The sequence below is a fragment of the Nonomuraea sp. B5E05 genome (assembly GCF_039880665.1).
Classification (GTDB): Bacteria; Actinomycetota; Actinomycetes; order Streptosporangiales; family Streptosporangiaceae; genus Nonomuraea.
Genome location: NZ_JBDPMJ010000019.1, coordinates 74,926 through 100,856, shown reverse-complemented (window position 1 = coordinate 100,856; position 25,931 = coordinate 74,926). Strand labels below are relative to the sequence as shown.

The following is a 25,931-nucleotide window of genomic DNA, read 5'->3' as shown; positions in this document are numbered from 1 at the left end:
CGGCCGAAAGTCTGAAGCGAGAGCAGAGCGCTTTTCCCGGTAACCGTTCTGAACACCGGACCGGGATGGGTCGGCGTCCTGGACCCGGCATCCGCCGCCACGCCGGGAATGGTGCCGCTCGCGAACAACAGGACGAGAGCAAAAGACGCCGTCAGTCTGCGTGTGAACATGGACGCTCCCCACCGAGAAAGCAGGACGACGCCTATTCTGATCATGCGCTCACCGGCATTGTCCAGCCGTGGCTTCCCGCAGAATTCGAAAGGTTCTTCCCTTTCGAGCGCGGTGGAGCCGGGCCGCGCGCCGAGCGGCGCGGCTGGAGCAGTCCGGCGCGGGCCATGTCCCGTCATGCGCCCTCCACCGGAGGCGTTCTCCACGGGCCGGGAGGCGGGGTGCCGCCCGTGCTGAGGTCGTCGCGTGCCGCGCGGACGCCCCGCTGGAAGCCGGCCAGGCGGTTGCGGACCCGGTCGGGCGAGATCCGCGGGATGGGGGCCACGCCCTTGGGGGTGGAGGCGCTGTCGGCGGTGCCGGGCACCAGGTTGGCCCTGGGCACGCGCTTGGGCAGGCCGGACGGGGTGGCGCCGTCGTCGACCGGGCTGGCCGCGGCCTGCGCGGCGCTCCATCCGGCGTCCGCCTGGGGCGAGCTCCACACGTCGCTGCGGTTGCGGTCGAACCAGGCCGACTCCACGGCGGCGAAGATCGGCAGGTAGTCGTCCGCACCCCGCGCGGGCGGCCCCGCCCGCAGCGGGTCGAATCCCGGTGATCCGGGCGGGGTGTGCGGTCCGGGCGGGTGGGTGGTCCAGGGCGCGGGTGGAGAGGTGCTGGAGAAGGCGGGCGGTGGGCTGAAGAAGCCGGAGGGCCGGGCGGGCGACGAAGGGAAGAAGGCCGAGGTGGGAAGGGGGGGGGTGGGGTGGCCGGGGCCCAGGTGGGAGTGGAGCAGGGAGCCGGGCAGGAGCACGATCGCGGTCAGGCCGGCCGCGTGCGAGCGCAGCCGCACCCGTACGCCGTGGCGCCGCGCCAGCCGGGCGACCACGAACAGCCCCATGCGGCGGGAGACCGACACGTCCACCGTGGGCGCGCGGGCGAGCCGGGCGTTGGCCTGTTCGAGCTCGTCCCGGGTCATGCCGATGCCGGTGTCGTCGATGGAGAGCATGAGCCCGCCGCTCTCCGCGGTCCCGGTGGAGACGGTGACGCGGGTCTCGTACGGCGAGAAGGCCAGCGCGTTCTCGATCAGCTCCGCCAGCAGGTGGACGATGTCGTTGACCGCCTGTCCCGAGACGGCGACGCCGTCGGCGAGCCTGACCGCGACCCGCTCAGCCCCTTCGACCTCCGACAGCGCGGCGCGCACCACGTCGGCCAGGCCGACCGGCTCGTTCCACCGGCGGGGGGCGTCCTGCCCGGCCAGGACCAGCAGGTTGTCGTTGTTGCGCCGCATGCGCGTGGCCAGGTGGTCGAGGGTGAACAGGCCGGCCAGCCGCCGCTCGTCCCGCTCGCCCTGCCCCAGCCCGCCGATGATCTGGAACTGCCGCTGGACCAGGGTCTGGCTGCGCCTGGACAGGTTGACGAACATGGCGTTGACGTTGGCGCGCAGCCGGGACTCCTCACCGGCCAGCCGGATGGCCTCGCGGTGCACCTCGTCGAACGCCCGGGCGACCTCGCCGATCTCGTCGCGGGAGTCGACCCCGATGGGCGCGGGCACGCTGCCGCGCGCGGGCGGCGATGAACCGGTCGAGTTCGCCGCTCTGGAACCGCCCGGCGGCGGCCGCACCGGTGAGCAGGCCGCGCTGCTCGGAGGCGGCGTTGTACGCCCTGGACAGGGCGGAGAGCGCGGCCACGTCGCCGGCGAGCACCTCCTGGTCACCTCCCTTGCCGATCTCGTCGTGGAACTGCGCGAGCACCGCGATGATCTGGGAGTACTTGGTGACGGTGGGCAGGGCGAGCAGGGCGGAGCCGAGTACGGTGCTGCGGGTGGCGGCGATCTCCGGCAGGCGGCTGAGCATCTGCCGGGTGAGAGTCGACGTGCTCTCGCCGTACGCGGGAGTGATGGTCGCGGCCTTCTCGCGGAACGCCTCGGCGGCGGCGTCGACGCGGCCGAACTGCGCGCGCAGCGGCTCCTCGCGTTCGGGGGTGCGGCCGGCGGCCACGTAGTGCACGGCGAGGTCGCGTTCCAGGGCCAGCTGGTGGGTCAGCTCGGCGACGGAGGCGCTGAGCTCGGATTTGTCCATGACGCGCTGGTATTGACCGGCCAGCGTCCACGACGTGATGACCTGCTGCGCGCCGACCACGATGCTCACTCCGGTCGGGATGACGATCAGGGCGATGAGCCGCGATCGTACCCGCCAATCCCGGAACCGGAATTTGCGCCGTCCTTTTCCGCCGTTGCGGCCATGCGGTTTCGACGGTAAAGGCGGATGGGGACGGTGGACGTCCGCAGGCGATCGGTTGCTCACTGGTTCCACTCTCTGGCCTACACATACGCCGGCATCGGCACCTGATGCGCCCCCGAGACGAAGGGCAATTTCAACACACGCCAGGCAGGTTGCGCCAACCTTACAAATCACCTGACTGCCCGGAAAGGATGACGTACAGCAAAACAACCCCCAGCGAAGCAGAGACGTCATGAAAGCCGGACAGCAACCGACAATCAGCGATGTTTCACTGAGCCGTGACTCAGGGCCATTCATGGCATTCGTGACACTCCTGCTGTACGATCACCGCCTGTCCGCGTGCCGCCGCCTCCGGTTCTGTTTCCCCGCGTGCACTTCCCGGCGTCCACTTGCCGGCGTCCACGGCGGCCCGATGCCCCGGCCAAGGAGGACCATGCGATCCGGGCCCGCCCTCCGCGCCTGCGCGGCGCTCGCCACCACGATCGTCCTCACCGCATGTGGCGGCGCCGACCCCGGACCTGCCTCAGGCAGTCAGCAGGGAGGCCTGGAGAGGACCGCGCTGACCATCGGCGTCAGCCCGACGCCCTCGTCGGCTCCGGTCTTCATCGCCGACCGCCGCGGGTTCTTCAAGGAGGAGGGCCTGACCGTCAGGACGGAGGTCATCCAGGCGCCGCAGACCGTCATGCCGAAGATCCTCAACGGCACCATGGACATCTTCAAGGGCAGCTACGTGTCCCTGATCAACATCCAGGGCAGCGGCGCGGCGAAGATCAAGATCCTGCACGACAGCCTGGCGGCCGCGCCGGGCATCGCGGGCGTCGTGGTCATGAACGACTCCCCGCTGCAGGGCCCGAAGGACCTCAAGGGCGCGACGATCGCCGTCAACTCGCTCGACAACCTGGGCACGATGTCGATGAGCGCCCACCTGAAGGCTTATGAGGTCGCGCCCGACCAGGTGAAGTTCGTCGTGGTGAACTTCGAGGCCCAACTGGCCGCGCTCAAGGAGTCGCGGGTGGACGCCGCGTGGATGGTGGAGCCGTTCCTGTCGGCCGCCCAGCAGGCGGGCGCGCGACTGCTGCTCGACACCAACACCGGCCCCACCGACGCGCTGCCGATCGACGGCTGGGCCGCGACGGAGGAATGGACGGCCCGGCATCCGCGAACCGCCGCGGCCTTCCAGCGCGCCGTGTCCAGGGCGCAGCGCCTGGCCGCGACCGACCGCGCGGTGCTGGCCGAGGTCGTCCCGCTCTACACCCAGACCCCGAAGGAGGCGGTGATGACCATGGCGATGGGGACGTTCCCCACGTCGCTGAACGCCACGCGCATCCAGCGGGTGGCGGACCTGATGTACGAGTTCGGCTACCTGAAGTCGAAGGTCGACGTGGCCTCGATGGTCGTGCCCATGCCCGGGCGGTGACACTCGCGGAAGCGGCTCAGCCGCCCCAGCCCGGCACGGCCATCCTGACCGACAGGGCGTGTTCGACCAGGTTGATCAGCGCGCTTTTCACGGAGTCCTTCGACCTGGCGTCCAGGCGCACCATCGGGATGTGCGGGGCCAGGGTCAGGGCGTCGCGGACCTCGGCGTCGCTGTGGGCGTACTGGCCGTCCCAGCCGTTCACTCCGACGATGAACGGCAGTTGCGCCTCTTCGAAGTAGTCGATGGCGGGGAAACTGTCGGCCAGCCGTCGCGTGTCGACCAGCACCACCGCGCCGATCGCCCCGCGCACCAGGTCGTCCCACATGAACCAGAACCGATGTTGCCCGGGCGTCCCGAACAGATAAAGGATCAGGTCACGGTCGAGGGAGACCCGGCCGAAGTCCATCGCCACGGTCGTCGTCGACTTCAACGGCGTCATGCCCAGATCGTCGATGCCCTTGGAGGCATCCGTCATGACGGCCTCCGTGGTCAACGGCATGATCTCCGACACCGCGCCGACGAACGTCGTCTTGCCCACCCCGAAACCTCCAGCCACCACGATCTTCGTCGAGGTGAGGCCGGGACTAGAGCCTGCGAAGTCCACTGAGCACCCTTTCGAGCAGATTGACGTCCGGCCTACCCTCATCCAGCTGCGGCTGGTGCACGCGGACCAGACCTTCGGCGGCCATGTCAGCGATCAGGACCCGTACGACGCCCAGGGGGATCCGCAGCAGGGCCGACACCTCCGCCACCGACCGGACCTGCCGGCACAGTTGGCTGATCGCCTGGTACTCCGGCGTGATGTGCGAGAACTCCCGCTGCTCGGCGGTCGCCGAGGACACGAGGGCCTCCATCGCCAGCTTGACCCGCGGCGCCGTCCGTCCGCCTGTCACCGCGTACGGGCGGACGGGCGACGCCGGGTCGGGACTCAGCGGCGACTGGGACTGGGGCTGAGGCGGAGGCACCCAGTCACCGCTGTTCCATCGGGGGTCTGTCACCTACGTCACCTTGTCTGGCTGGCGCGCAGCTCCGCACGCACAGCCGGAGTCAGCACCTGACCGGCGCGATCCACCATCAGCGTCATCTGGTACGCCACCAACCCCATGTCACAATCCGGAGCCGCCAGCACCGCCAGACACGAACCATCGCTGACCGACATGATCAGCATCAACCCACGCTGCATCTCCACGATCGTCTGATTGACCGCACCCCCCTCGAACACCCGCGCCGCACCCTGCGTCAAACTCACCAGACCCGACGCGATCGCCGCCAGCTGATCCGCCCGATCAGCCGGAAACCCCGACGACGCCGCAAGCGGCAACCCGTCAGACGAAACGACCACCGCGTGCGCGACCCCGGGAACGGTGCTGACGAAATCGGTGATCAGCCAGTCGACTCCGCGTGCCGCGTGACTCAGGTCTCTCATGCGTCCTCCTCCCTGTTGTCGTCCGCTGGGCCAGAGGGGAACGCCCTGCCCTCGCTGATGTCATCACGTGCCGCCCGGAAGCCCTGCTGGAAGCTGGAGAGCCGGTTGCGGATCCGGTCCGGCGACACCGACGGCATCGGCGTCACCCCCTTCGGCGACGACGAGGTGTCCGCCGAGCCGGGCACCAGGTTGGCCTTGGGCACCCGCTTGGGCAGCCCGGCGGCCGTCGATCCATTACGCACCGGCTCCACCACCGCTTCCGCCGCGCTCCAGCCTTCGTCCGCCTTGGACGGGCCCCAGCTCGCACCGCTCCCGTCGCGGCCGAACCAGGCGGACTCGACGGCGGCGAAGATCGGCAGGTAGTCGTCACCGCCGGAGGCGGGCGGGGCAGCCGGGATGGACCCCGACGTCCCCCGATCCGGATCGTGGTGGTCGAACCCCGGCCGCTGCGGCGGCATCGTGTCGTTGCTCCAGCCGCCCGGCGGGCGCTCGGGCCCTGGCCGTCTGGGCAGGCCGCGGTCGCCGTTCAGCGCCGGGCCCCGGTGCGGACCGCCCGAGTTCCACACGTCGGCCCCGTCGTAGCCGAGCGGTTCCTGCGGCCAGCCGCCGGGCTCGGGCTGCCAGGGAGCCGACGGCGGCCAGTTGCCGCCCTGCTCCGGGTTCGACGGGAAGGACGGGTGGCCGGGGCCCAGCTGGTACGGGGGCTGCGGCCAGTCCACGGCCGGCGGGGCGGGATGCGGGCCGGAGTACGGCTCGTCCCTGGGCCCGCCGCTCGCCGCGCCCGCGAGGGCGGGAGGCTGGTTGCCGGAGAACGCGGAGGGCTGGTTGCCGGAGAAGGACGGCGTGCCGGCGAGGGGAGGCGCCTGCGTGCCCAGCATGTTCTCCGGGATCAGCACCATCGCGGTCAGCCCGCCGGAACTGTGCGGGCGCAGCTGCACCCGGATGCCGTGGCGGTGCGCCAGGCGGGCGACCACGAACAGGCCCATGCGCCGCGACACCGACACGTCCACGGTCGGCGCGTCCGTCAGGCGATCGTTCGCCTGGGCCAGCTCCTCCTGCGTCATCCCGATGCCGGAGTCGGTGATCGACAACATCACGCCGCCGCCGTCGATCCTGCTGCCCGACACCGTCACCCGCGTCTCACGCGGCGAGAACGACAGGGCGTTCTCCACCAGCTCCGCGATCAGGTGGATGACGTCGTTGACCGCCTGACCGGCCACCGACACCCCGTCGGGCACCTGCAACACGACCCGCTCGTAGTTCTCCACCTCCGACAGGGAGGCCCGGGCGACGTCGACCAGCTTGACCGGCTGGCTCCAGCGGCGTGGCGGGTCCTGCCCCGCCAGCACCAGCAGGTTCTCACTGTTACGCCGCATACGCGTGGCCAGGTGATCCAGCTTGAACAGGTTCCCGAGCCGCTGCTCGTCCTGCTCACCCTGCTCCAGACCGTCGATCAACGTGATCTGCCGCTCCACCAGCGTCTGACTACGCCGCGACAGGTTCACGAACATCGCGTTCACGTTGCTCCGCAGCCGCGCCTCCTCACCCGCCAGCCGCACCGCCTCACGGTGCACCTCGTCGAACGCCCGCGCGACCTCACCGATCTCGTCGTGCGTGTCCACGCCGATCGGGTCGACCGGCGGGACCGTTCCTTCCCCGCTTTCGCGCAGCTCGCGTACGGTGCCCGGCAGGCGCTTGCCCGCGATGTCGAGCGCCTCGCCGCGCAGCTTGCGCAGCGGCCTGATCAGCGAGCGGGCGATGAGCGAGATGATCGCGAGCACCACGAGCAGCAGCACCAGGATGAAGCCGCCGGAGATCAGCGCCGAGCGGTTGGCGCTCTCCTCCAGGGCCCTGGCACGCAGGATGACCGAGGAGGACAGCTCCTTCTCCACGGTGCGCAGCGCGTCGATCTTGCCGGTGCTGACCTCGACCCACGTGGCCGCGTCCTGGGCGGGCCGGCCACCGATGCTCAGCTCCTTGCCCTCGGCCGCCTGTGCCATGGCCCGGAGCCTGAACAGGTCGGTCTGGTCGACGTCGTGGCCCACGACCGTGTTGCGGTAGAGCTCGAGCTGTTCGAGGTTGGCCAGGGTGGCGAACAGCGTCGTCTCGCTCTCCTCGCGCGACTTGGCGTCGGTGAGCGCGTCGAGCTCGCCGCTGTCGAAGCCCTTCCTGTCCAGCGCGCCGGCCAGGATGCCACGCTGCTCGGACGCCTGCTCCTTGGCCCTGGCGATGGCGGCCCGCGAGCCGGCGCTGCGTGACACCTCGTCGTCCACCGCGACCTGGCCGACCTGGTCGTGGAACTGCAGCAGGGTCGCGATGATCTGCGAGTACTTCTGGATCATCGGCAGGGGCTGGATCTTCCCGTTGACCGCGGTGTCGCGTACCGTCCGGATCTCGTCGAGCCGGCGCAGCACCGGGCGTACGGCGTCGGCGTGGGTGTCCGTGATCGCCGCCGCCCGCTCCTTGGCCTCCTCGATGTGGCCGTTCACCGCGCTGTAGGTGGTGCGCAGCTGGGCTTCGCGGTTGTCGGGACGGCCCTGGGCGATGAAGAGCGCGGTCTCGTCGCGTTCGAAGGACAGCTCGTGCGTGACGGTGCCGAGTTGCTGGCTGAACTCGGCGACCTCCCTGAGGGTCTGATAGGTGTTGGCGTCACTGAGCGAGGTGATCACGTTCAGTCCGCCCAGCCCCACGGCCACGGCCGTGGGAACGACGATCAGCGCGACGAGCCGCGACCGTACGTGCCAGTTGCCCAATCCGAACCTTTTCGAGGTCGGCTGAGACAACCGTCGCTTCTCATGCCCGTGCGGCTCGCGGTCGGCGGAAGCTTCGGCGCTCTGCGTTCTCACTTGCCTTCGCAACCTCTCGCCTGGAGGGGGAAATTCTCGGGGGCCGTGCAGGTTATTGCAGGTGGGGCAATATGTACGTCCAGATAAGCGCCATTTGAGCACAGGGGTCGCCAAGGGCCAACCACTACTAGTGCCCATATGGGGTGTTTATCCCCCAGTGTCCAGAAAATTCGACAGAATCGGTAGAGGGCCTCTCATCAGGTGAAACAGGAAATAGAGGACCGCCCGCGGGCCACCTCTTGACTCGCAGAAAAGATCGAATAGTATGCACCATCAGTTACTGATGTCTCGCGTTCACCTCCAGTCCCAAAACGGACATACATTCGGACCCGTATCGGTCGCCAGAATTTCACGATAGAGCCCGAAACAGACATTGCAACCACAAGTGTTGTTCTCGCGATAATGACCGCTAATTTGGTGCTACCGTCGATCTCTGTTGTGCGTCAGGCACGCAACCCCCCGGGAGCAGAAGCCCCCGGTTCCCCCCTGGCTCCATCTGAAGGGAGTCCCTGACATGAGGCTTGGCCGTCCCGCCAGGACCGCCATCATCGGGATCGCTCTGATACTCGGTGCAGTCGCGTGCAGCACCGGCGGCTCAACGACCGCCGGCGCGCCATCGTCCGCACCCGCCAACGGCGGCCTGGAGAAGACGGAGATCAAGGTCGCCACCCTGCCCGCCATCGACAGCGCAGCCCTCTACGTGGCCATCGACCAGGGGCTCTTCGAGAAGGAGGGCCTGGAGGTCACACCGCAGGTCGTCCAGGCCTCCCCCGAGGCAATTCCCATGATGCTGAACGGCGAGATCGACGCCATGTTCGGCAACTACGTCTCGATGTTCGCCGCCCACGACAAGGGCTCGCTCAAGCTGCGGATCCTGGCCGAGGGTTCGCGCGCCTCCCCCGACTCGCTGAGCATCATGGCGCTGCCCGACTCGCCCATCAAGGCGCCGAAAGACCTCGAAGGCAAGACGATCAACGTGAACGTCCTGCACAACTTCCAGGAGCTGGCGCTCACGCAGGTGCTCAAGGCCAACAACGTCGATCCGGCCACGATCAAATACGTGCAGGTGACCTTCCAGAACATCATGCCCTCCTGGAAGGGCGGCCAGATCGACGCCGCCTACCTCGGGGAGCCGATGGTCACCGCCGCCACGGCGTCCATGGGCGCCCGCAAGATCCTCGACCCCGCGTCCGGCCCCGCCGCGGAGTTCCCGATCTCCGGCTACGTCAGCACGCAGGAGTGGTACGACAAGAACCCCAAGGTCGCCGCGGCGTTCCAGCGGGCCATCCACAACGCGGGCAAGCTGATGGAGAACAACCGTGAGGTCGTGGCCAAGGTGCTGCCGACCTTCACGCAGATCAACGCCGCCACGGCGGCCACCGTCACCTTCCCCTACTTCTCCAGCAACGACAATCCGGTCCGCCTCCAGCGGGTGGCCGACTGGATGCTGGAGGCCAAGTGGCTGTCCAAGGCGATCGACGTGAAGACCCTCATGTCGCCCACCACGTCCGGGTGAGCGCCCAGACCCTGTCCCGTGCCCGTCCGGCGTCCACGACCACCCGCTGGTCACGCCGGGCGGCCGGGGCGCTCGCCTTCGCCGCCCTGATCGAGCTGACGAGCCGGACGGGCCTGGCCGATCCGGAGTTCCTGCCGCCGGCCACGGAGATCGTCGTGCGTGCGGTCACGCTGCCAGCCGATCCCGCCTTCCTCGGGCACGCCCTGACCAGCCTGCTCGCCTGGGCGATGGGGCTGGGCATCGCGGCGGCCCTCGCGGTGCCGCTCGGCCTGCTGCTCGGCAGCGTCCCGATCGTCGACGCCGCGATGCGGTCGGTCGTGGAGTTCCTGCGGCCGATCCCGTCGGTGGCGCTCATCCCGCTGGTGGCCCTCGTCATCGGCACCGGGCTCCAACTGCGCGTCACGCTGGTGGTCTACGCCTCGCTCTGGCCCATCCTCTACAACACGATGTACGGCCTGCGCGGCGTCGACCCGCTGGCCAAGGAGTCCCTCAGGTCGTACGGCTTCGGCCCCCTGGCGGTGCTGCTGCGTGTCTCGCTGCCGTCGTCGGCGCCCTTCATCACCACCGGGATCAGGCTGGCCGCAGGGGTGGCGCTCATCCTGACCGTCAGCACCGAGATCGTGGCCGGGCGGGGTGAGGGCATCGGCGTGTTCATCTTCTTCGCCGGCATCGCCGTGCCCGCGCGGATGGCCGACATCCTGGCCGGCGTGTTCTGGGTCGGCCTGTTCGGAGTCCTGGTCAACGCGCTGCTGGTGGCCGCCGAGCGGCGGGCGTTCCGCTGGCATCACGCGCAGTTGGGAGAGCGGCCATGAGGCGCGGAGGGCTGGGCACGGCGACGTTCCGCTGGGTGGTGCTGCTCGTGCTCGTCCTGGTCTGGGAGGCGGCCACGCGGGTGGCGGGCAGCACGTTCTTCCCGCCGCCGAGCGCGATCGTGACCCGGATGCACGCCATGTGGTTCTCGGGCCCGCCGGATACGTTGTTCCTGACCGACGCGGCCGTGGAGAACATCCTGCCGAGCCTGGGCAGGATGGCCGCGGGCTTCGCGGGGGGCGCGCTGGCCGGCGTCGTGCTCGGGCTGGCGGTGGGGCTGTCCGCCAGGGCGTACGACTATCTCGACGGGGTGCTGCAGTTCCTGCGCGCGATCCCGCCGCCCGCACTGGTCACCGTCTTCCTCGTGCTGTTCGGGTTCGGGCTGCGGATGCAGCTGGCGTTCATCATGTTCAGCATCGTGTGGCCGGTGCTGCTCAACACCGCCGACGGCGCCCGCTCGGTCGAGCCGCTGCACCTGCAGACGAGCCAGGCGTTCCGGCTGTCGCGGGCCGAGCTGCTGTTGCGCGTGGTGGTGCCGTCCACGCTGCCCAAGATGTTCGCCGGGCTGCGGCTGGCCCTGTCGCTCTCGCTGATCGTCATGGTCTTCTCCGAGCTGCTGCCCGGCACCACCAACGGCATCGGCTTCCAGATCACCGACGCCTACTCCACGTTCGACCTGCCCGGAATCTGGGCCGGGATCGTGCTGCTGGGGGTGCTGGGATACTTGCTCAACGAGCTCTTCCTGGTCGCGGAGCGCCGGGTGCTCGGCTGGCACCACGCCGCCCAGCAACTGGCGGCTGCGTGAGCGTCCCCCATGGCGGTGGCGCCCGTGAAAGACTGAGATCACGTTCTCAATAGGTTATCTAACCGACATGTCCGGCAATTTACCCTCCGATAAAGTTGCTGTCCCCGGCTCCGCAAGAGCCGCCGTGCAATCCGCGGCCTCGCCCCCAAGGACATCCATTGCTCGAGATAGACAACCTCTCCCACGTTTACGGCGGCGGCAGCCCGAACGCGCACCACGCCATCGACGGGCTCAACCTGAGCGTCGCGGCGGGTGAGCTGCTGTGCATCGTCGGCCCTTCGGGGTGCGGGAAGTCGACGCTGCTGCGCTCGATCGCCGGCCTGATCAACCCGACAGGTGGCGAGATCAGGGTCGAGGGCGACGTGGTGCGCCAGACCCCCGACAACCTGGCCGTCGTCTTCCAGGACTACAGCCGCTCGTTGTTCCCGTGGATGTCGGTGGCCGACAACGTGGCGCTGCCGCTGCGCCGCAAGAACATGGACAAGCGCCAGCGCCGCGAGGCCGCCCACGAGGCCCTGGAGTCGGTCGGGCTGCAGGACGCGGGGCGCAAATATCCGTTCCAGCTCTCCGGCGGCATGCAGCAGCGGGTGGCGATCGCGCGTGCGCTGGCCTACCGGCCGACCCTGATGCTCATGGACGAGCCGTTCGGCTCGGTCGACGCCCAGACCCGCGAGGACCTGGAAGACCTGGTGCTCAAGGTGCGCGGCCACCACCAGATGACGATCGTGCTCATCACGCACGACATCGACGAGAGCGTCTACGTCGGCGACCGCGTGGTGGTGCTCTCCAAGGCCCCGGCGCACGTGGTGGGCGACCTCAAGGTGGACCTGCCCGCGCCGCGCGACCAGATCTCCACCCGCGAGCACCCCGACTTCGTGCACCTGCGCGCCGAGGTCGGCCGCCTGGTCCGCGGCCACGCGACCGTGTGATCATCCGCACGTCCGCGCCCCTTCTGTCCGCAGCCACGCGGACGTGCGACCATCCCTCTTCAGGGCCGCGTCCGGCCCTGGGGTCCGCAGCCACGTGGGCCGTGCGGAAAAACAGCATTCTTTACGGCTGGCGCCAAGGTCACGCCACCCGCCACACGTGGCTGAGCGCCTCCAGGGGGACGCCCGCTGACCCGCACGGGGACGGCCGCCGTCACGGCGTGCATTTGACCGGGTCATGTGGTTGTACTCCGGCCGGTCAGCGCATGAAAGCCTATTCTGGAAGTCGTGCCCTCTCTCCAGGCAGGCGGGGCACCGTCGTGTTGCGGAGGGCCGGGGCTCACACGAGTTCCAGGCCGCCGTCGACGGTGAGGACCTGGCCGGTGATCCAGGTGGCGGCGGGGTCGGCGAGGTGCACGATCCAGGCGGCCACCTCGTCCGGCTCGCCACGGCGGCCGAGCGGGATGCGGGCGGCCTCGTCCTGCTTGATCTGCTCGACCGTGTCCCGGGGCAGCCCGGCGGCGGCCAGTGCCTCGCTCTCGGTCGGGCCGGGGGCCAGGGCGTTGACGCGGATGCCGTCGGGCGCGAGCTCCAGGGCCCAACTGCGGGTCAACTGCTCCAAGGCGGCCTTCGAGGCGGCGTAGTGGGCGGCGCCGGGCAGCGGGCGGTGCCCGTACGTGCTGGAGACGTTGACGATCGCGCCGCGGGTGGCCTTCAGGTGCGGCAGCGCGGCGCGGGCGAGCAGGCTGGGCGCGGTGACGTTGAGCGCGAACAGATCTCCGACGCGCTCGGCGTCGGTGTCGGCCAGCGCCATCATGGCGGTGGCGCCGGCGCTGTTGACGAGCACGTCGAGGCGCCCCCACCGCTCGATCGCCGCGCCGACGATCGTCTCCGGCGCGTGCTCGCCGCGGACGTCGGCGGCGCGGACGGCGATGCCGGGGTGCTGGTCCGCGGTCTCCCGCAGCACGTCGGCGCGGCGGCCCACCCCCAGCACGTGCGCTCCGGCGCGGGCGAAGGCGAGCGCGGCGGCGCGGCCGATCCCCGTGCCCGCCCCTGTCACGATCACCGCTTTGCCCTCCATCCGGCCGCCTGGTCGATCGGTCACATCGTCCCCCTATGTTCGACGTTCGTGAAACGTCGAACAAGCTAGCATGGACGTATGCAGAAGGCACATCATCCCGAGTTGGGCGAGATCGCACTGACCGAGGTGATGGCCGCGCTGAGCGACCCGATCCGGGTCGGGCTGGTGCGCGTGCTGGCCGACGGCCGCGAGCGCGGCTGGGGGCAACTACGCGCACCGGTGGCCAAATCGACGCTCAGCCATCACCTGCGCGTGCTGCGCGACGCCGGGCTGACCCGCACCCGCCAGGAGGGCACCCGTTGTTATGTGACCCTGCGCGGAGACGACTTACAGGCCCGCTTCCCCGGCCTGCTCCAGGTCGTGCTCGCGGCGATCGAGATCGACGACGTGGGCTCCCAGGTCGGCCTGCGCGACGACGCCGATCGTTGACGCCCCGCTCTGGCAGGCGCGCGACGACCTTGCGGCGCTGCGCGAGGCGAGTCACCCGTGGAGCGGTCGGGGTTCTGACCGGTCCAGGGCCGGGCAGCAAGCGGCCCGCCACCCCGGTCAGGCAAGGGCGGCGGGCCGTTGAGCCGGCTAGACCGGGCTGTGCATGCGGCGGGTCAGGGCGTGCTCGACCAGCGTGATCAAGGTGCCCTTGACGGATTCGCGCTGCCGGGCATCCAGCCGCACGATCGGGATGTGGCCGCCGATCGACAGCGCCTCGCGGATCTCCTCCTCCGCGTGCGCGAACTGGCCGTCCCAGCCGTTGATGCCGATCACGAAGGGCAGCTTGGCCTCTTCGAAGTAGTCGATGGCAGGGAAACTGTCGGCCAGACGGCGCGTGTCGACCAGCACCACCGCGCCGATCGCACCCCGCACCAGGTCGTCCCACATGAACCAGAACCGGTGCTGCCCGGGCGTGCCGAACAGATAAAGGATCAGGTCACGGTCGAGGGAGACCCGGCCGAAGTCCATCGCCACGGTCGTCGTCGTCTTGTTCGGCGTGAGCGAGACGTCGTCGACGTGCGCCGAGGCGTCCGTCATGACCGCTTCGGTGGTGAGCGGCAGGATCTCCGACACCGCACCCACGAACGTCGTCTTCCCCACGCCGAAGCCCCCGGCCACGACGATCTTCGTCGAGGTTAGGCCGGGGCTAGAGCCTGCGAAGTCCACTGAGCACCCTTTCGAGCAAGTTGAGGTCCGGCTTTCCCGCGTCCAGCGCAGGCTGGTGCACGCGGATCAGGCCCTCCGACGCCATGTCGGCGATCAACACCCGGACCACACCGAGAGGCTGGCGTAAAAGGGCGGAGATCTCGGCAACCGACCTGACGTTCCGGGTCAGCTGAATGATCGCCTGATACTCCGGACTAAGTAGGGAAATGTCTTGGTATTCCGATGTCACGGAGGACACCAGGGCCTCCATGGCGAACTTCATCCGCGGCGCGGTACGGCCCCCGGTCACGGCATAGGGCCGTACCAGGGAACTCGGCTTCTGCGGACGGGGAACCGCCGGATGCGGCGGTGTACTATCACCAGCCCAACCCTGACCTGACACCATGATCTCCTGTCACCGCCCCCTAGCGGGGACGGGCCGCTTGCAGCTCCGCGCGCACCGCCGGAGTCAGCACCTGGCCCGCCCGCTCGACCAGCAGAGTCATCTGGTATGCCACCAGCCCCATGTCACAGTCTGGTGCGGCCAGGACAGCCAGGCAGGACCCATCGCTGATGGACATGATCATCAGAAGGCCCCGCTGCATTTCGATGACGGTCTGGGTCACCATACCGCCCTCGAAGACCCGCGCCGCTCCCTGGGTCAAACTGATCACACCTGAGGCGACCGCGGCGAGCTGGTCGGCCCGGTCCTTGGGAAAGCCCTCGGAAAAGGCCAGCGGCAGCCCGTCGGACGACACCACGACCGTGTGAGCGACGCCGGGCACGTTGTTCACGAAGTCCGTGATCAGCCAGCTGATGCCGCGCGCTCCCTGGCTCATTTCTCTCATTTGTCCTCCTCATTTTCTTCTCCGCGGGTGAATGCTCGGCCTTGCCGGACACCCTGCTGGAAGCTGGAGAGCCTGCTGCGCAACCGCTCAGGTGAGATCTGCGGCGCCGGTGATGCGGCCTGAGGCTCGGCGAGGCTGGCCGTGCCGGGCACCAGGTTGGCCTTGGGGACGCGGCGGGGCAGCCCAGAAGCCGTCGTGCCGGCCTGCGCAGGCTGCGCGGCGGCCTGCGCGGCCTGGAAGCCGGTGTCCGCGGGCGAGGACCACGACGCGCCGGCGCCCGACTGCCCCGGCTTGCGCTGCGGCAGCTTGCCCGGCGTCTGCTGGGCGGGACCGGCGGGCGGCGGGTCCGCCGGCACCGCCGGGTTCACGGCGGTGGCCTCGTGCTCGGGCTGCGGCTCGTGACGAGGCCGCATCTGCTCCGGCTCCGGCCTGCGGAACCAGTCGGAGCCGACCGACGAGAAGATCGGCAGGAACTCCTCGCTCTGCTCCTCCATGGGCGAGTTGCGCACCGCGGGCAGCGGCCCGGTCATGTCCTGCGAGGAGTAGTCGCCCGGCCCGAACGGGTTGTAGCCGGGGTTCCCGTTCTGCTCGAACTGGTCGGCGGGCTTGGGCTCCTCCGAGAACGGCGAGTGGTACGACGGGTCGAACTGCGGCCGCGGCCGGTCCTCCGCATCGAACAACGACCTGCGCGGCAACGGGTCGGCGAACGACGACCACCGCGACTCCTCCTGCGGCTGCTGCTGCGGCGGCTGCTGCGGCGGCTCCGTCGCGAACGACGGCCAGCGCGGCTCGTCATCCTGCAGCGGCGGGGGCTGCTCGGCGAACGACGGCCACCGGTTCTCCGCGAACGGCTGCGGCTCGGAGGAGGGCGGGGGCTCCTCCGAGAACGAGGGCCAGCGCTGCTCGCCGAAGGGCGACGGCGTGGGCGGCGGCTCCTGGGCGAAGGACGGCCAGACCGGCTCCTCCTGCGCTTCCTGCGGCTGACCCGCGAACGGCGACGGCTGGTCGCCGAAGGCCGGCGGCTGCTCCCCGAACGCCGGCGGCTGCTCCCCGAACGCGGCCGGTTGCTGGTCGGGCTGCTCGCCGAAGGCGGCGGGCTGCTGCTGATCGCCGAACGACGGCCAGTTGCCGGTGCCCGGCGCGGGCAGCGACCCCGGCCACTGCGTGTCCACGACCTGCTCGGAGCTGTCGCCCGAGGGCGCCCCGGAGCGGGAGCCCGATCCGTTCGTGGACGGCTGCCCGAGCATGCTCGGGTCGAACGTCGTGAACGCTTCGTACTGGCCGCCCTGCTGCGGCGTGCCCGAGCCGTCGCTGATGAGCATGTCGGGCATCATGACGAGCGCGCTCAGACCGCCCGTCTCCCGCATGCTGAGCTGCACCCGGACGCCGTGGCGCAGGGCCAGGCGGCCGACCACGAACAGACCCATGCGCCGCGACACGGACACGTCGACGACGGGCGGGTTCGCCAGCCGCCAGTTGGCCTCGGCCAGCTCGTCCTGGCTCATGCCGATGCCCAGGTCGTTGATCGACACGAGCACGCCGCCCTCGACCGGCGAGCTGGTCACCTGGACCTTGCTCTCGCGGGGGGAGAACGAGATGGCGTTCTCGATCAGCTCGGCGAGCAGGTGGACGGCGTCGGTGACGGCCGGGCCGACGATCAGGGTGCCGGACGCGATCTGGATCTGGACGCGTTCGTAGTTCTCGACCTCGGAGAGCGAGGCGCGGGCGATGTCGACCAGCGGCACCGGCTCGCTCCACTTGCGCGCGGCCTCCTGGCCGGCGAGAACCAGGAGGTTCTCGCTGTTGCGGCGCATGCGGGTGGCCAGGTGGTCGAGGCGGAAAAGGTTGGCGAGCCGCTGCTCGTCCTCCTCGCCCTGCTCCAGGCCCTCGATGAGCTGCAACTGCCGCTCGACCAGAGTCTGGCTGCGCCGGGAGAGGTTGACGAACATGGAGTTGACGTTCGCACGCAGCTTGGCCTCGTCGCCGGCCAGCCGGATGGCCTCGCGGTGGACCTCGTCGAACGCCCGCGCCACTTCACCGATCTCGTCACGGGTGTTGATGCCGACCGACGGCATCTCGGGCACGTGGGCGCCCTCTCCGGACTCGCGCAGCAGGCGGACGGTCTCGGGCAGCCGGGTCGTGGCGACCTGGAGCGCTTCGGCGCGCAACCGGCGCAGCGGGCGGACCAGCGAGCCGGCCACGCGGGTGGTGATGATCAGAACGAGGAGCAGCAGCACGAGGATCATCGCACCGGAGATGATCGCGTTGCGCTGCTCGGTGTCGCTCAGGTCGCGGGTGCCGGCCACGATCTTGGTGGCCAGGCCGTCCTCGACCTTGCGCATGGCGTTGCCGGTCGCGGTGGTGCTCTCGAACCAGCGCGTACGGTCGGCCCGCGTGGTGACGTCGAGGTCCCTGATCCGGTTGAGTGCGCGTACCTGGGCGAGCGCCCGCTGCCGCATGGCGTCGGCCTGGTCGACCTCCCGGCCCCGCAGGCCCTGGTGGTACGCCTCCAGGGCCTGCGGGTCGGCCTCCTGCTCGAAGGCGAGCTGCTCGGCCTGCTGCTTGTTCCAGGAGCCGAGGAAGTCCGCCCAGTCGTCGCTGTCGAGCTCGCGCTGGACGAGCGTCACGAGGAGGATGATCTGCTGCCGCGACACCTCTTCCTTGGCTCGCTGGAGCGCGCCGAGCGCGGCCACGTCTCCCTGGATGGAGTCGTCGGTGACGCCGTCGCCCATGCCGCCCTGGACCGACGAGAAGACGTCGATCATCGTGGTGTAGGTGCTGATGACGGCGCGCGGGGGCACGTTGCCGACCATGGAGGCGCGCAGGCTGTTGAGGCCGTTGAGCCAGCGGTTCATGCCGGCGACGCCCTCGCGGACGCGGGTCGAGTGGGTTGCGTCGATGGCCGAGGCCGCGTTGACGACGTCCTGCTTGGCCTTGTCGGTCGCCTGCCGCTGGGTCTTGACCTGGACGAAGCGCTGGGCCTTCCTGCGGTCGGCGATGTACCACGCGGTGAGCGTGCGTTCCTTGCCGAGCTCGTGGTTGAGCGCGCCGATGCGCTGCACCAGCTCGGCGACCTGGGTCAGCCGGCGGTATTCGGCGCTGGTGCCGATGGCGTCGGCCAGCTGGATGCCGGCGAGCAGCACACCCACGACCGTGGGGATGAGGATCAGCGCGACCAGCCTTGAGCGCACACGCCAGTTCCCCAGCCGGAACCGTCCGCCTGTGTGCTCCCCTGACCTCGTATGTCTGGGGTTATCCGTCCTCACTGACTCTCGCAACCTCTCGCCGGTACGTGCTCGAAAAAATCAGACACGCGTGTGGCGCATGGGATTCTGTCCGGCTGGGTAATTGGAACACAACCCGTACCAGATCGGCCAACCGAACATATCCCATCAAACACGCCCAAAGCAGCACTTCGGGGCGTCTATCGCCGTACACGTTTTCAGGCGGGCCGGAACGAATCCCGCTCGGCCGGTGCCGCGTGCTTCACCATGAGGTGGCGCGTCACCGAGTAGTCCTGCACCGCCTCCTGGCTCATGTCCTTGCCGAACCCGCTGCCCTTCACCCCGCCGTGCGGCGCCTCGCTGGCGATGGGCAGATGGTCGTTGACCCAGGTCACACCCACGTCGAGCCGATGCGACACGCGCATCGCCCGCGACACGTCGCGCGACCACACCGACGACGCCAGGCCGTATGTGGTGTCATTGGCCAGCCTGACGGCCTCGTCCTCGCCCTCGAACGGCAGAGCGACCAGCACAGGACCGAAAAGCTCACCTTGGACGATCTCGCTGTCCTGACCGACCTCGCTGACAAGCGTAGGCGAATAGTAAAACCCCGGCCGGTCGATCGGCGACCCCCCGTGGAGAATCCGCCCGCCCGACCTCGAGACGAACCCGTGCACCCGGTCCCGGTGGGCCGCCGAGATCAGGGGGCCGATGTCGGTCGCCGGGTCCCACGGGTCGCCGACGGTGATATTGGCAAGAGTTGCCCGAATCGCCTCGACCGCGTCCGCGTACACCTCGCGGGCGACGTAGACCCGGGTCGCCGCCGTACAGTCCTGCCCGCTGTTGTACGTCGCCCCCATGGCCACGCCGTGAGCCATCTCGGCCAGATCGGCGTCCCCGAAGACCAGCGCCGGGGCCTTGCCGCCGAGCTCGAGATGCACCCGCTTGAGCGTGCCCGCCGCCCCGGCCATCACGGCGCGGCCGGTCTCCGTCGAGCCAGTGACGCTGACCATGTCGACCCCGGGGTCGGTGACCAGTGCCTGACCGACCTGCGCGGCCCCAGTGACCGCCTGGACGAGCCCTTCGGGCGCGCCCGCCTCGGCGAACAACTCCGCCAGCCGCAGCGTCGTACGCGGCGTCTGAGGGGCGGGCTTGATCACCACCGCGTTGCCCGCGGCCACCGCCGGGCCGACCTTCCACACGGCCATGACGAAGGGGAAGTTCCATGGCGCGATCGACCCCACCACCCCGACGGGGCGGCGCAGCATCACCGAGGTGTAGCCAGGGCTGAACACGCCGGCGCCCGACCCTTCGAGCGAGCGGGCGGCGCCGGCGAAGAAGCGCAGGTTGTCGACGGCGAACGGCAGCTCTCCGTCTCTGAACACCGCGGCGGGCTTGCCCGTCTCCTCCACTTCGAGCCTGGTCAGCTCTTCGGCGTCGGCCTCCACCAGGTCGGCCAGCCGCAGCAGCAGGCGCTGGCGTTCGGCCGGAGTGGTCTGCGACCACGTCTCGAACGCCGCGCGCGCCGACCGTACGGCCGTCGCCACGCCCTCCACCGGCGTGTCCGGAATTTCGGCACACGGGAGCCCGGTCGCGGGGTTGATCAGTTCACGCATCGGAAGACTTCGCTCTCAGGGGTCGTGCTATTTGCCGAGCTGCTCGATCAGGTCGGCGGCCTTGCGCAGCCCGTCGCGGCGCCGGATCTCCTCGCCCGCGGCGGCCAGCCTCGCGCGCAGCCCGGTGTCGCCGAGCAGCCGCGCGACCGCCCCCTTCAGCTCGTCGTCGGTGAAGGTGTAGGTCGAAAGCCTGACACCATAGCCCAACTCATCCATCCTCTGGGCATTGTCGTACTGGTCCCAGAAGAGCGGCAGCAGGATCATCGGCTTGCCGAAGTGCAGCGCCTCGGTGGTCGTGTTGTTGCCGCCGTGGGTGATGACGAGGTCACACAGTGGGATGATCCTAGTCTGCGGAAGGAACTCCGCGCCCCACATGTTGGCGGGAAGTTCGATCTCCTCGTGCAGCGGGCCCTTGGAGACGATGTACTGGTGCGGGGTGTCGGCCAGCACGCCGATCACCCGCCGCATCAGCTCCACGTCGGACGAGCCGAGCGAGCCGAGCGAGAAGTAGATCAGCGAGCCCTCGCCACGTTGGAAGGGCAGCTCCCACTTCTCCTCAGTCTCCCGGACCGAGGAGTCGAGCCGGTGCCAGGTGTCGTCCAGCGGCCGGGCGTCGGCGTAGTCGGCGATCTCCGGATAGACGTAGAGGTTCAGGTCGCCGTTGTGCATGAAGTCGAGCTCGGGCAGCGGCTCGGTGCCCTGCTCGACGCACCACTCGTTCCAGGCGGTCCAGAGCTCGCGGTGGGTGCGGTCGTACTCCGCGCGGAAGGCCTCCCACTCCGAGCGGTCGCCCGCGGGAAGCCCGGAGAAGACCGGCGCGACGTTCTCGCCGCGGACCTCGAGCGGGTTGCAGGAGACGATGCGGACGAACTTCTTGCCCGCCGTGACCAGAGCCGGGAACGTGAGCACGTTGTCCTCGACGATGATGTCCGGCTGCACCCGCTCGATGATGGCCTTGAGCTGCGGCTCGCAATATTTCGCGCCGTCGATCAGCTCGGCCCAGATGGGCTTGACGACGGTGTCGAGCTGCTCGCGGGTGCTCTTGCGGTATTCGGGCGCGGTCTCGCGGATGAAGTCCTTCCAGAACTGCCCGGGGTCCTGCTCCTCGGCGTCGTCGGGTAGAGGCGCGAGGTCGACCAGATCCTCCTCGAAGCCGAGCGCTTCGAGCTTGCCCTTCCACGACGCCTCGGCGGCGAAGACGACGCGGTGACCCCGGCGACGCAGGATGTCGCCGATGCCGATGCTGTTGTTGGTGGGACCGTAGGCGCTTTCAGGCATGAACAGGATGGTGAGAGACATCGAGACTCCGGAACTGCTGATCAATTTGAAGGGGAATTCAAAAACGCATCTAGCGTGAAGGTCAACTTAAGGGCACTATGGTCACGGCCAACTGAACAGCAGCCGAACGGGTGAAGGTGGTGGGGGTGGCTCAGCGTAAAAGCAGGAGTGACCGGCGCATCGACTTGATCGAGGCCGCGCGCAGGGCCATCATCCGCCATGGCATCGACGGAGTACAACTCTCCCACGTGGCCGAGGAGGCCGGCCTGACCTCCGGAGCCGTGCTCTACCACTACCCCGACCTGCGCGAACTGCTGGTCGAGGCGCAGCACGCCGGCATGGAACGCTTCTACGAGCAGCGGCTGCGCCGGCTCGCCGACTTCACCGATCCGGTGGAGAAGCTGGTCGTGACCATCAGGTCGGGGCTGCCGACCGGGCCGCTCGACCCCGACGTCCGCCTGCTCAACGAACTGGGCGGGGCCGCGGGCCGCAACAGGGTCTACGGCGTGTTGCTCACCTCGCTCTATGACCGCCAGGTGTCGATGTACCAGGCGATCCTCGACACGGGGGCGGCGCTGGGGGTGTTCCGGCTGAGCGCCGACTCGCTGACGGTCGCGCGCAACCTCGTGGCGCTGGAGGACGCGTACGGCTACCGCATCACGGCCAGGCATCCGGTGATCGGCCCGGCCGAGGCGGCCGAACTGGTCCTCTCCTACGCCCGGGCGGCCACGGGCAACGACCTGTCTCACTGATCGACCGCCATGATGACGGCGTCCTCGGCGTTCCAGCGCAACTTGACCTTGGCCCCGGCCTCCACCGCACTGGCGCCCTGGACGGCGACGAGCACCGGCTCGACCCGGCCCGGCACGTCCACGGAGATGTGCGACACGCCGCCGTAGAAGCTGACGTCGAGGACGCTGCCCCGCAGGCCCCCGGTCTCGCCCTCGTCGACCAGCCTGACCCTCTCGGGACGTACCGCCAGCAGCGCCTTGCTGCCCGCCGCGAGCTCGGTCATGGGCGTGCCCGCCAGCACGCCGAACTCCTCGCTCTCCAGCCCGTCGAGGCCGCCGGCGACGCCCTCGAACAGGTTGTTGGCGCCGACGAAACCGGCTACGAACGGCGACCGCGGCCGCTCGTACAGCGGGACGGGCTCGTCCACCTGGCACACTGTGCCGCTGTCGAAGACCGCGATGCGGTCGGCCAGCGACATGGCCTCCTCCTGGTCGTGCGTGACGACCACGAAGGTGATGCCGACGTCGTGCTGCAGCCGCTTCAGCTCCAGCTGCATGTCGGCGCGGACCTTCTTGTCCAGGGCCGACAGCGGCTCGTCCAGCAGCAGCAGGCGCGGCCGCTTGACGATGGAACGGGCGAGAGCCACCCGCTGCCGCTGGCCGCCGGAGAGCTGGGCGGGCTTGCGCGAGGCGTGCGCGGTCAGCCCGACCGTCTCCAGCACCTCGCCGACGCGCTGCCTGATCTCCTGCCTGGGCAGGCGCTCCCGCTCCAGGCCGTAGGCGACGTTCTTGGCCACGGTCATGTGCGGGAACAGCGCGTACGACTGGAACATCAGGCTGATCGGCCTGCGGTTCGGCGGCAGGGCCAGCAGGTCCTCCCCGTCGAGGGTGACCGTGCCCCGGTCGGGCGTCTCGAACCCGGCGATGATGCGCAGCAGCGTGGTCTTGCCGCACCCCGACGGCCCGAGCAGGGCGAAGAACTCGCCCTGGCCGATCTCCAGCGAGACGCCGTCGAGCGCGGTGACGTCGCCGAACCTGCGCGTGATCCCGTCAACCTTCAGCACGCCGTGCCTCTCCGATCCTTGTCAGACGCTGGCCGGCGATCACCGCTACGAAGCTCACGAGGAGCAGGATCGCGGCCAGCGCGTTGATCTTGGGGGTCACGCCGAAACGGATCATCGAGTAGATCACGATCGGCAGCGTCGGCTCGGCGTTCCCGATCGTGAAGAAGGCAATCACGAACTCGTCGAGCGACAACGTGAACGCCAGCAGCGCCCCCGCCACGATGCCCGGCGCCAGCTGCGGCAACGTGATCTTCATGAACGTGACCACGTGTCCCGCGCCGAGGTCGCGCGAGGCCTCCTCCAGCGAGGTGTCGGCCCCGGACAGCCGGGTGCGCACCACCGCGGCCACGAACGCCATGGAGAACAGGGCGTGCGCGAGGATCACCGAGTAGTGGCCGAGCGTCAGCGCGATCACGCCGTAGAAGAGCAGCAGCCCGATCGCCAGCACCAGGTCGGGCAGTACCGCGGGCATCAGCGCCAGCGCGTCGAGGGCCTTGGACCTGGAGTGGCGGGCCAGGCCGACGGCCAGCAGCGTGCCCAGCACGGTCGCGATCGCGGTCGACCCCACGGCCACGATCAGCGTGTTGATCAGGCCGTTCCTGACGCGCTCGTCCGCGGCCAGCTCTCCATACCACTTGAGGCTGAAACCCTCATAGGTGTACGCCGACTCGCCGGCGTTGAACGACATGACGACGAGCACGACGATCGGCAGGTAGAGGAAGACGTACGTCACCCAGAGCGGGACGAACAGCAGCTTGGACCTACGCACGGCGCGCCACCCATGCCTGTGCCATCAGCAGCACCAGGAGCACCGCGATGAGCGCCAGCGCCAGCGTCGAGCCGAACGGCCAGTCGCGTGCCTTCAGGAACTGGTCGCGGATCAGGTTGCCCACCATGATCGACTTGTTGCCGCCCAGGATCTCGGGGATGACGAAGTTGCCGAAGCTCGGCACGAACACAAACAGGCAGCCGCTCAGCACGCCTGGGACCGTGAGCGGCAGCGTGACCTTGCGGAACGTGGTGAACGGCGAGGCGCCGAGGTTCGCCGACGCCTCTCTGAGCTGCGGGTCCAGCCGCTCGATCGCGGCGTACAGCGGCAGCACCATCAGCGGCAGGTACGAGTAGAGCAGCCCGGTGACGATCGCGCCCTGGTTGTAGAGCAGCTCGTACGGCCCGAGCCCGATCGCCGCCAGCCCGCTGTTGACCAGCCCGGGACCGCTGAGCAGGATGATCCACGCGTAGACGCGGATGATGAAGTTGGTCCAGAACGGCAGCACGATCGCGACCAGGGCGATCGTCTTCCACTTGGGCGAGAGCCGCGCGATCGCGTAGGCCGTCGGATAGCCGATCAGCAGCGCGATGGCCGTCGTCAGGGCCGCGATGCGCAGCGAGCCGCCGACCACGCCCAGGTAGAGCGGGTCCATCAGGCGGGCGAAGTTCTCGGTGGTGAACTCGTACACGATGCCGCCGAAGCGCCCGCGCTGGAAGACGGTGTTGCTCAGCACCAGGGCCAGCGGCACCAGCAGCAGCACGACGAGGTAGGTCAGGCCCGGCGACAGGAACACGAACGCGCCCAGCCGGCGTCCGCGCGAAGGGGACGCCGGCCGGGCCTTGAGCTCAGAGGTCACCGCTGTTACGACTGCGCCGTGACTTCCGTCGACAGGCGGGTGTACTTCGTGGACGCCTGTCCGAGGTCGACGATCGCCTCACCGTCGAGCAACTCGTCCGGCTTGATGCCGAGCAGCGAGCCCTTGGGGACCTTCACGCGCTCCATGGCGGCCTTGTTGGGCACCTTGTAGTTGATGTTCGCGGCGGCCCAGCTGTGGTTCTCGGGGGCGAGGATGTAGTTGATGAGCGCGTGGGCGGCCTCCTTGTTCTTGGAGGACTTCATGATCACCATGGTGTCCACCCAGAGGTCGCTGCCCTCCTTCGGCACCTCGAACGCGATGTTGCCCTTCGGGTCGGTCGTCGGGCACCAGCCGTCCCACGCCTCGACCATGATGGCCTCGCCGGACTTCAGCTTGTCGCCGAAGGTCGTGTCGTCGTAGCCGAGCAGATGTGGCTTCTGGGCCACGAGGAGCTCCTTGGCCTTGGCGATCTCCTCGTCCTTGTCGGTGTTGACCGAGTAGCCGAGGGCCTTGAGCGCCGGCAGGGCCAGCCAGCGCTCGGTGGTCATCATGGTGACCTTCTTGTCGGCCCAGGCCGGCGGCTTGAGAAGATCGTTCCAACTGGTCGGCTTCTTCTTCACCAGGTCGGTCCGGTAACAGATGCCGGTCGTGCCCCAGGTGTAGGGCACGGAGATCTTGTTGCCCTTGTCGTAGGAGAGCTGGGTGGCCTCGGGGTAGAGGTTGGCCAGGTTGGGGATCAGCTCGGGGTGGATCGGCTCCAGCAGGCCCTGCTCGTTGAGCGCCTGGGCGTACTGGCCGGACACGAACGCCACGTCGACCCCGCTGTCACCGGAGGCGGTGAGCTTGGCCATCGCGTCCTCGTTGGTGGCGTGCAGAGCGATCTTGATGTCCTTGACCTTGAGCTTGTCCTTGGCCCCCTTGGTGAACTCCTCGGGCAGGTAGCCGTCCCAGACGGTCACCTGGATCGACTGCTTGGTCAGGTCCGCGTTCGGCTTGAGGTCGTCGGCCGCCGCCGCGTTCGTGCCTTCTGGGCTTGTCGACGACTCACCTCCGCACGCCGCGACGGCAAGCGCGAGGCCGGCCACCGCTACGGCGGCCGGGAGACGACGGGTGAACCGGATACGGGACACGGCCGCTACTCCTTCTTGAATTTGCGGTGTTAGAGGGGTCGCGCGACCTTACCGGACACAGCGGACC

General features: G+C 69.2%; 24 protein-coding genes. 7 read left to right on the top strand and 17 right to left on the bottom strand.

All coding sequences use genetic code 11. The features are described from left to right. Positions 1-343: 343 nt before the first annotated feature. The gene (locus ABGB01_RS30730; protein WP_347777005.1) at positions 344-1,696 is read right to left on the bottom strand and encodes an ATP-binding protein; all 1,353 of its coding nucleotides are present in this window, start codon (positions 1,694-1,696) and stop codon (positions 344-346) included. Beyond that, on the bottom strand, positions 1,599-2,291 hold the full coding sequence (locus tag ABGB01_RS30725) for a nitrate- and nitrite sensing domain-containing protein (RefSeq protein ID WP_347777004.1): 693 nt from the start codon (positions 2,289-2,291) through the stop codon (positions 1,599-1,601). The genes ABGB01_RS30730 and ABGB01_RS30725 overlap by 98 nt, the downstream gene beginning before the upstream one ends. 526 nt (positions 2,292-2,817) lie before the next feature. Between ABGB01_RS30725 and ABGB01_RS30720 the strand changes: the two genes are divergently transcribed. After that, entirely contained in the window at positions 2,818-3,801 is a 984-nt protein-coding gene (locus tag ABGB01_RS30720) for an ABC transporter substrate-binding protein (protein WP_347777003.1), read from the top strand. 16 nt (positions 3,802-3,817) lie between these two features. Here ABGB01_RS30720 and ABGB01_RS30715 read toward each other — a convergent pair whose 3' ends face one another. The 4 genes from ABGB01_RS30715 to ABGB01_RS30700 are packed head-to-tail and all read right to left on the bottom strand — an operon-like array spanning position 3,818 to position 7,980. Continuing rightward, positions 3,818-4,405 carry an ATP/GTP-binding protein gene (locus ABGB01_RS30715; RefSeq protein WP_347777002.1) on the bottom strand — a complete coding sequence of 196 codons (588 nt, stop codon included), beginning with the start codon at positions 4,403-4,405 and terminating at the stop codon, positions 3,818-3,820. Then, entirely contained in the window at positions 4,386-4,766 is a 381-nt protein-coding gene (locus ABGB01_RS30710) for a DUF742 domain-containing protein (RefSeq protein WP_132601579.1), read from the bottom strand. Before ABGB01_RS30710 ends, ABGB01_RS30715 begins: the two co-directional genes overlap by 20 nt. A 38-nt stretch (positions 4,767-4,804) precedes the next feature. Beyond that, positions 4,805-5,227 (bottom strand): roadblock/LC7 domain-containing protein, encoded by a 423-nt coding sequence (locus tag ABGB01_RS30705; protein WP_132339573.1) that lies wholly within the window; start codon positions 5,225-5,227, stop codon positions 4,805-4,807. Then, a complete protein-coding gene (locus ABGB01_RS30700; protein WP_347777001.1) occupies positions 5,224-7,980 on the bottom strand; it encodes a nitrate- and nitrite sensing domain-containing protein in 2,757 nt (918 codons plus the stop codon). The genes ABGB01_RS30705 and ABGB01_RS30700 overlap by 4 nt, the downstream gene beginning before the upstream one ends. A gap of 607 nt (positions 7,981-8,587) precedes the next feature. Between ABGB01_RS30700 and ABGB01_RS30695 the strand changes: the two genes are divergently transcribed. The 4 genes from ABGB01_RS30695 (at position 8,588) to ABGB01_RS30680 (ending at position 12,133) form a co-directional block, all read left to right on the top strand. Then, positions 8,588-9,589, top strand: a complete 1,002-nt coding sequence (locus ABGB01_RS30695) for an ABC transporter substrate-binding protein (protein ID WP_347777000.1) — start codon at positions 8,588-8,590, stop codon at positions 9,587-9,589. Further along, positions 9,586-10,401: an ABC transporter permease gene (locus ABGB01_RS30690; protein WP_347776999.1), complete on the top strand. Its 816-nt coding sequence runs from the start codon at positions 9,586-9,588 to the stop codon at positions 10,399-10,401. Before ABGB01_RS30695 ends, ABGB01_RS30690 begins: the two co-directional genes overlap by 4 nt. Continuing rightward, positions 10,398-11,204, top strand: a complete 807-nt coding sequence (locus tag ABGB01_RS30685; protein WP_347776998.1) for an ABC transporter permease subunit — start codon at positions 10,398-10,400, stop codon at positions 11,202-11,204. Before ABGB01_RS30690 ends, ABGB01_RS30685 begins: the two co-directional genes overlap by 4 nt. Before the next feature lie 158 nt (positions 11,205-11,362). Continuing rightward, the gene (locus ABGB01_RS30680; protein WP_347776997.1) at positions 11,363-12,133 is read left to right on the top strand and encodes an ABC transporter ATP-binding protein; all 771 of its coding nucleotides are present in this window, start codon (positions 11,363-11,365) and stop codon (positions 12,131-12,133) included. A gap of 337 nt (positions 12,134-12,470) precedes the next feature. Here ABGB01_RS30680 and ABGB01_RS30675 read toward each other — a convergent pair whose 3' ends face one another. Further along, the gene (locus tag ABGB01_RS30675; protein ID WP_347776996.1) at positions 12,471-13,235 is read right to left on the bottom strand and encodes an SDR family oxidoreductase; all 765 of its coding nucleotides are present in this window, start codon (positions 13,233-13,235) and stop codon (positions 12,471-12,473) included. Between the two features lie 54 nt (positions 13,236-13,289). On the opposite strand from ABGB01_RS30675, the gene ABGB01_RS30670 reads away from it, so the two are divergent. Next, the gene (locus tag ABGB01_RS30670) at positions 13,290-13,640 is read left to right on the top strand and encodes a metalloregulator ArsR/SmtB family transcription factor (RefSeq protein ID WP_347776995.1); all 351 of its coding nucleotides are present in this window, start codon (positions 13,290-13,292) and stop codon (positions 13,638-13,640) included. A gap of 147 nt (positions 13,641-13,787) precedes the next feature. Here the strand turns inward: ABGB01_RS30670 and ABGB01_RS30665 are convergent, their stop codons facing one another. From ABGB01_RS30665 to ABGB01_RS30640, 6 genes are all read right to left on the bottom strand, one after another. Continuing rightward, positions 13,788-14,366 (bottom strand): ATP/GTP-binding protein, encoded by a 579-nt coding sequence (locus tag ABGB01_RS30665; RefSeq protein WP_132601556.1) that lies wholly within the window; start codon positions 14,364-14,366, stop codon positions 13,788-13,790. Then, on the bottom strand, positions 14,347-14,751 hold the full coding sequence (locus ABGB01_RS30660; protein WP_226898832.1) for a DUF742 domain-containing protein: 405 nt from the start codon (positions 14,749-14,751) through the stop codon (positions 14,347-14,349). The genes ABGB01_RS30665 and ABGB01_RS30660 overlap by 20 nt, the downstream gene beginning before the upstream one ends. A gap of 19 nt (positions 14,752-14,770) precedes the next feature. After that, positions 14,771-15,184 carry a roadblock/LC7 domain-containing protein gene (locus ABGB01_RS30655; RefSeq protein WP_201760494.1) on the bottom strand — a complete coding sequence of 138 codons (414 nt, stop codon included), beginning with the start codon at positions 15,182-15,184 and terminating at the stop codon, positions 14,771-14,773. A gap of 5 nt (positions 15,185-15,189) precedes the next feature. Next, positions 15,190-18,384, bottom strand: a complete 3,195-nt coding sequence (locus ABGB01_RS30650; RefSeq protein ID WP_347776994.1) for a nitrate- and nitrite sensing domain-containing protein — start codon at positions 18,382-18,384, stop codon at positions 15,190-15,192. A 251-nt stretch (positions 18,385-18,635) separates the two neighbouring features. Then, on the bottom strand, positions 18,636-20,033 hold the full coding sequence (locus ABGB01_RS30645) for an aminobutyraldehyde dehydrogenase (protein ID WP_347776993.1): 1,398 nt from the start codon (positions 20,031-20,033) through the stop codon (positions 18,636-18,638). A gap of 27 nt (positions 20,034-20,060) precedes the next feature. Next, positions 20,061-21,311 carry a glycosyltransferase gene (locus ABGB01_RS30640; protein WP_347776992.1) on the bottom strand — a complete coding sequence of 417 codons (1,251 nt, stop codon included), beginning with the start codon at positions 21,309-21,311 and terminating at the stop codon, positions 20,061-20,063. Positions 21,312-21,457: 146 nt separating this feature from the next. On the opposite strand from ABGB01_RS30640, the gene ABGB01_RS30635 reads away from it, so the two are divergent. Beyond that, complete coding sequence (locus ABGB01_RS30635; protein ID WP_347776991.1) at positions 21,458-22,063, top strand: helix-turn-helix domain-containing protein; 606 nt, start codon at positions 21,458-21,460, stop codon at positions 22,061-22,063. Here the strand turns inward: ABGB01_RS30635 and ABGB01_RS30630 are convergent. Genes ABGB01_RS30630 through ABGB01_RS30615 form a run of 4 tightly spaced genes read right to left on the bottom strand, consistent with a single transcriptional unit; the run spans position 22,057 to position 25,864 of the window. Next, positions 22,057-23,106: an ABC transporter ATP-binding protein gene (locus ABGB01_RS30630; RefSeq protein ID WP_347776990.1), complete on the bottom strand. Its 1,050-nt coding sequence runs from the start codon at positions 23,104-23,106 to the stop codon at positions 22,057-22,059. The genes ABGB01_RS30635 and ABGB01_RS30630 overlap by 7 nt on opposite strands. Continuing rightward, a complete protein-coding gene (locus tag ABGB01_RS30625) occupies positions 23,093-23,875 on the bottom strand; it encodes an ABC transporter permease (RefSeq protein ID WP_347776989.1) in 783 nt (260 codons plus the stop codon). The genes ABGB01_RS30630 and ABGB01_RS30625 overlap by 14 nt, the downstream gene beginning before the upstream one ends. After that, a complete protein-coding gene (locus tag ABGB01_RS30620; protein ID WP_347621879.1) occupies positions 23,868-24,734 on the bottom strand; it encodes an ABC transporter permease in 867 nt (288 codons plus the stop codon). The genes ABGB01_RS30625 and ABGB01_RS30620 overlap by 8 nt, the downstream gene beginning before the upstream one ends. 5 nt (positions 24,735-24,739) lie before the next feature. After that, on the bottom strand, positions 24,740-25,864 hold the full coding sequence (locus ABGB01_RS30615; RefSeq protein ID WP_347776988.1) for a spermidine/putrescine ABC transporter substrate-binding protein: 1,125 nt from the start codon (positions 25,862-25,864) through the stop codon (positions 24,740-24,742). Between the last annotated feature and the right edge of the window lie 67 nt (positions 25,865-25,931).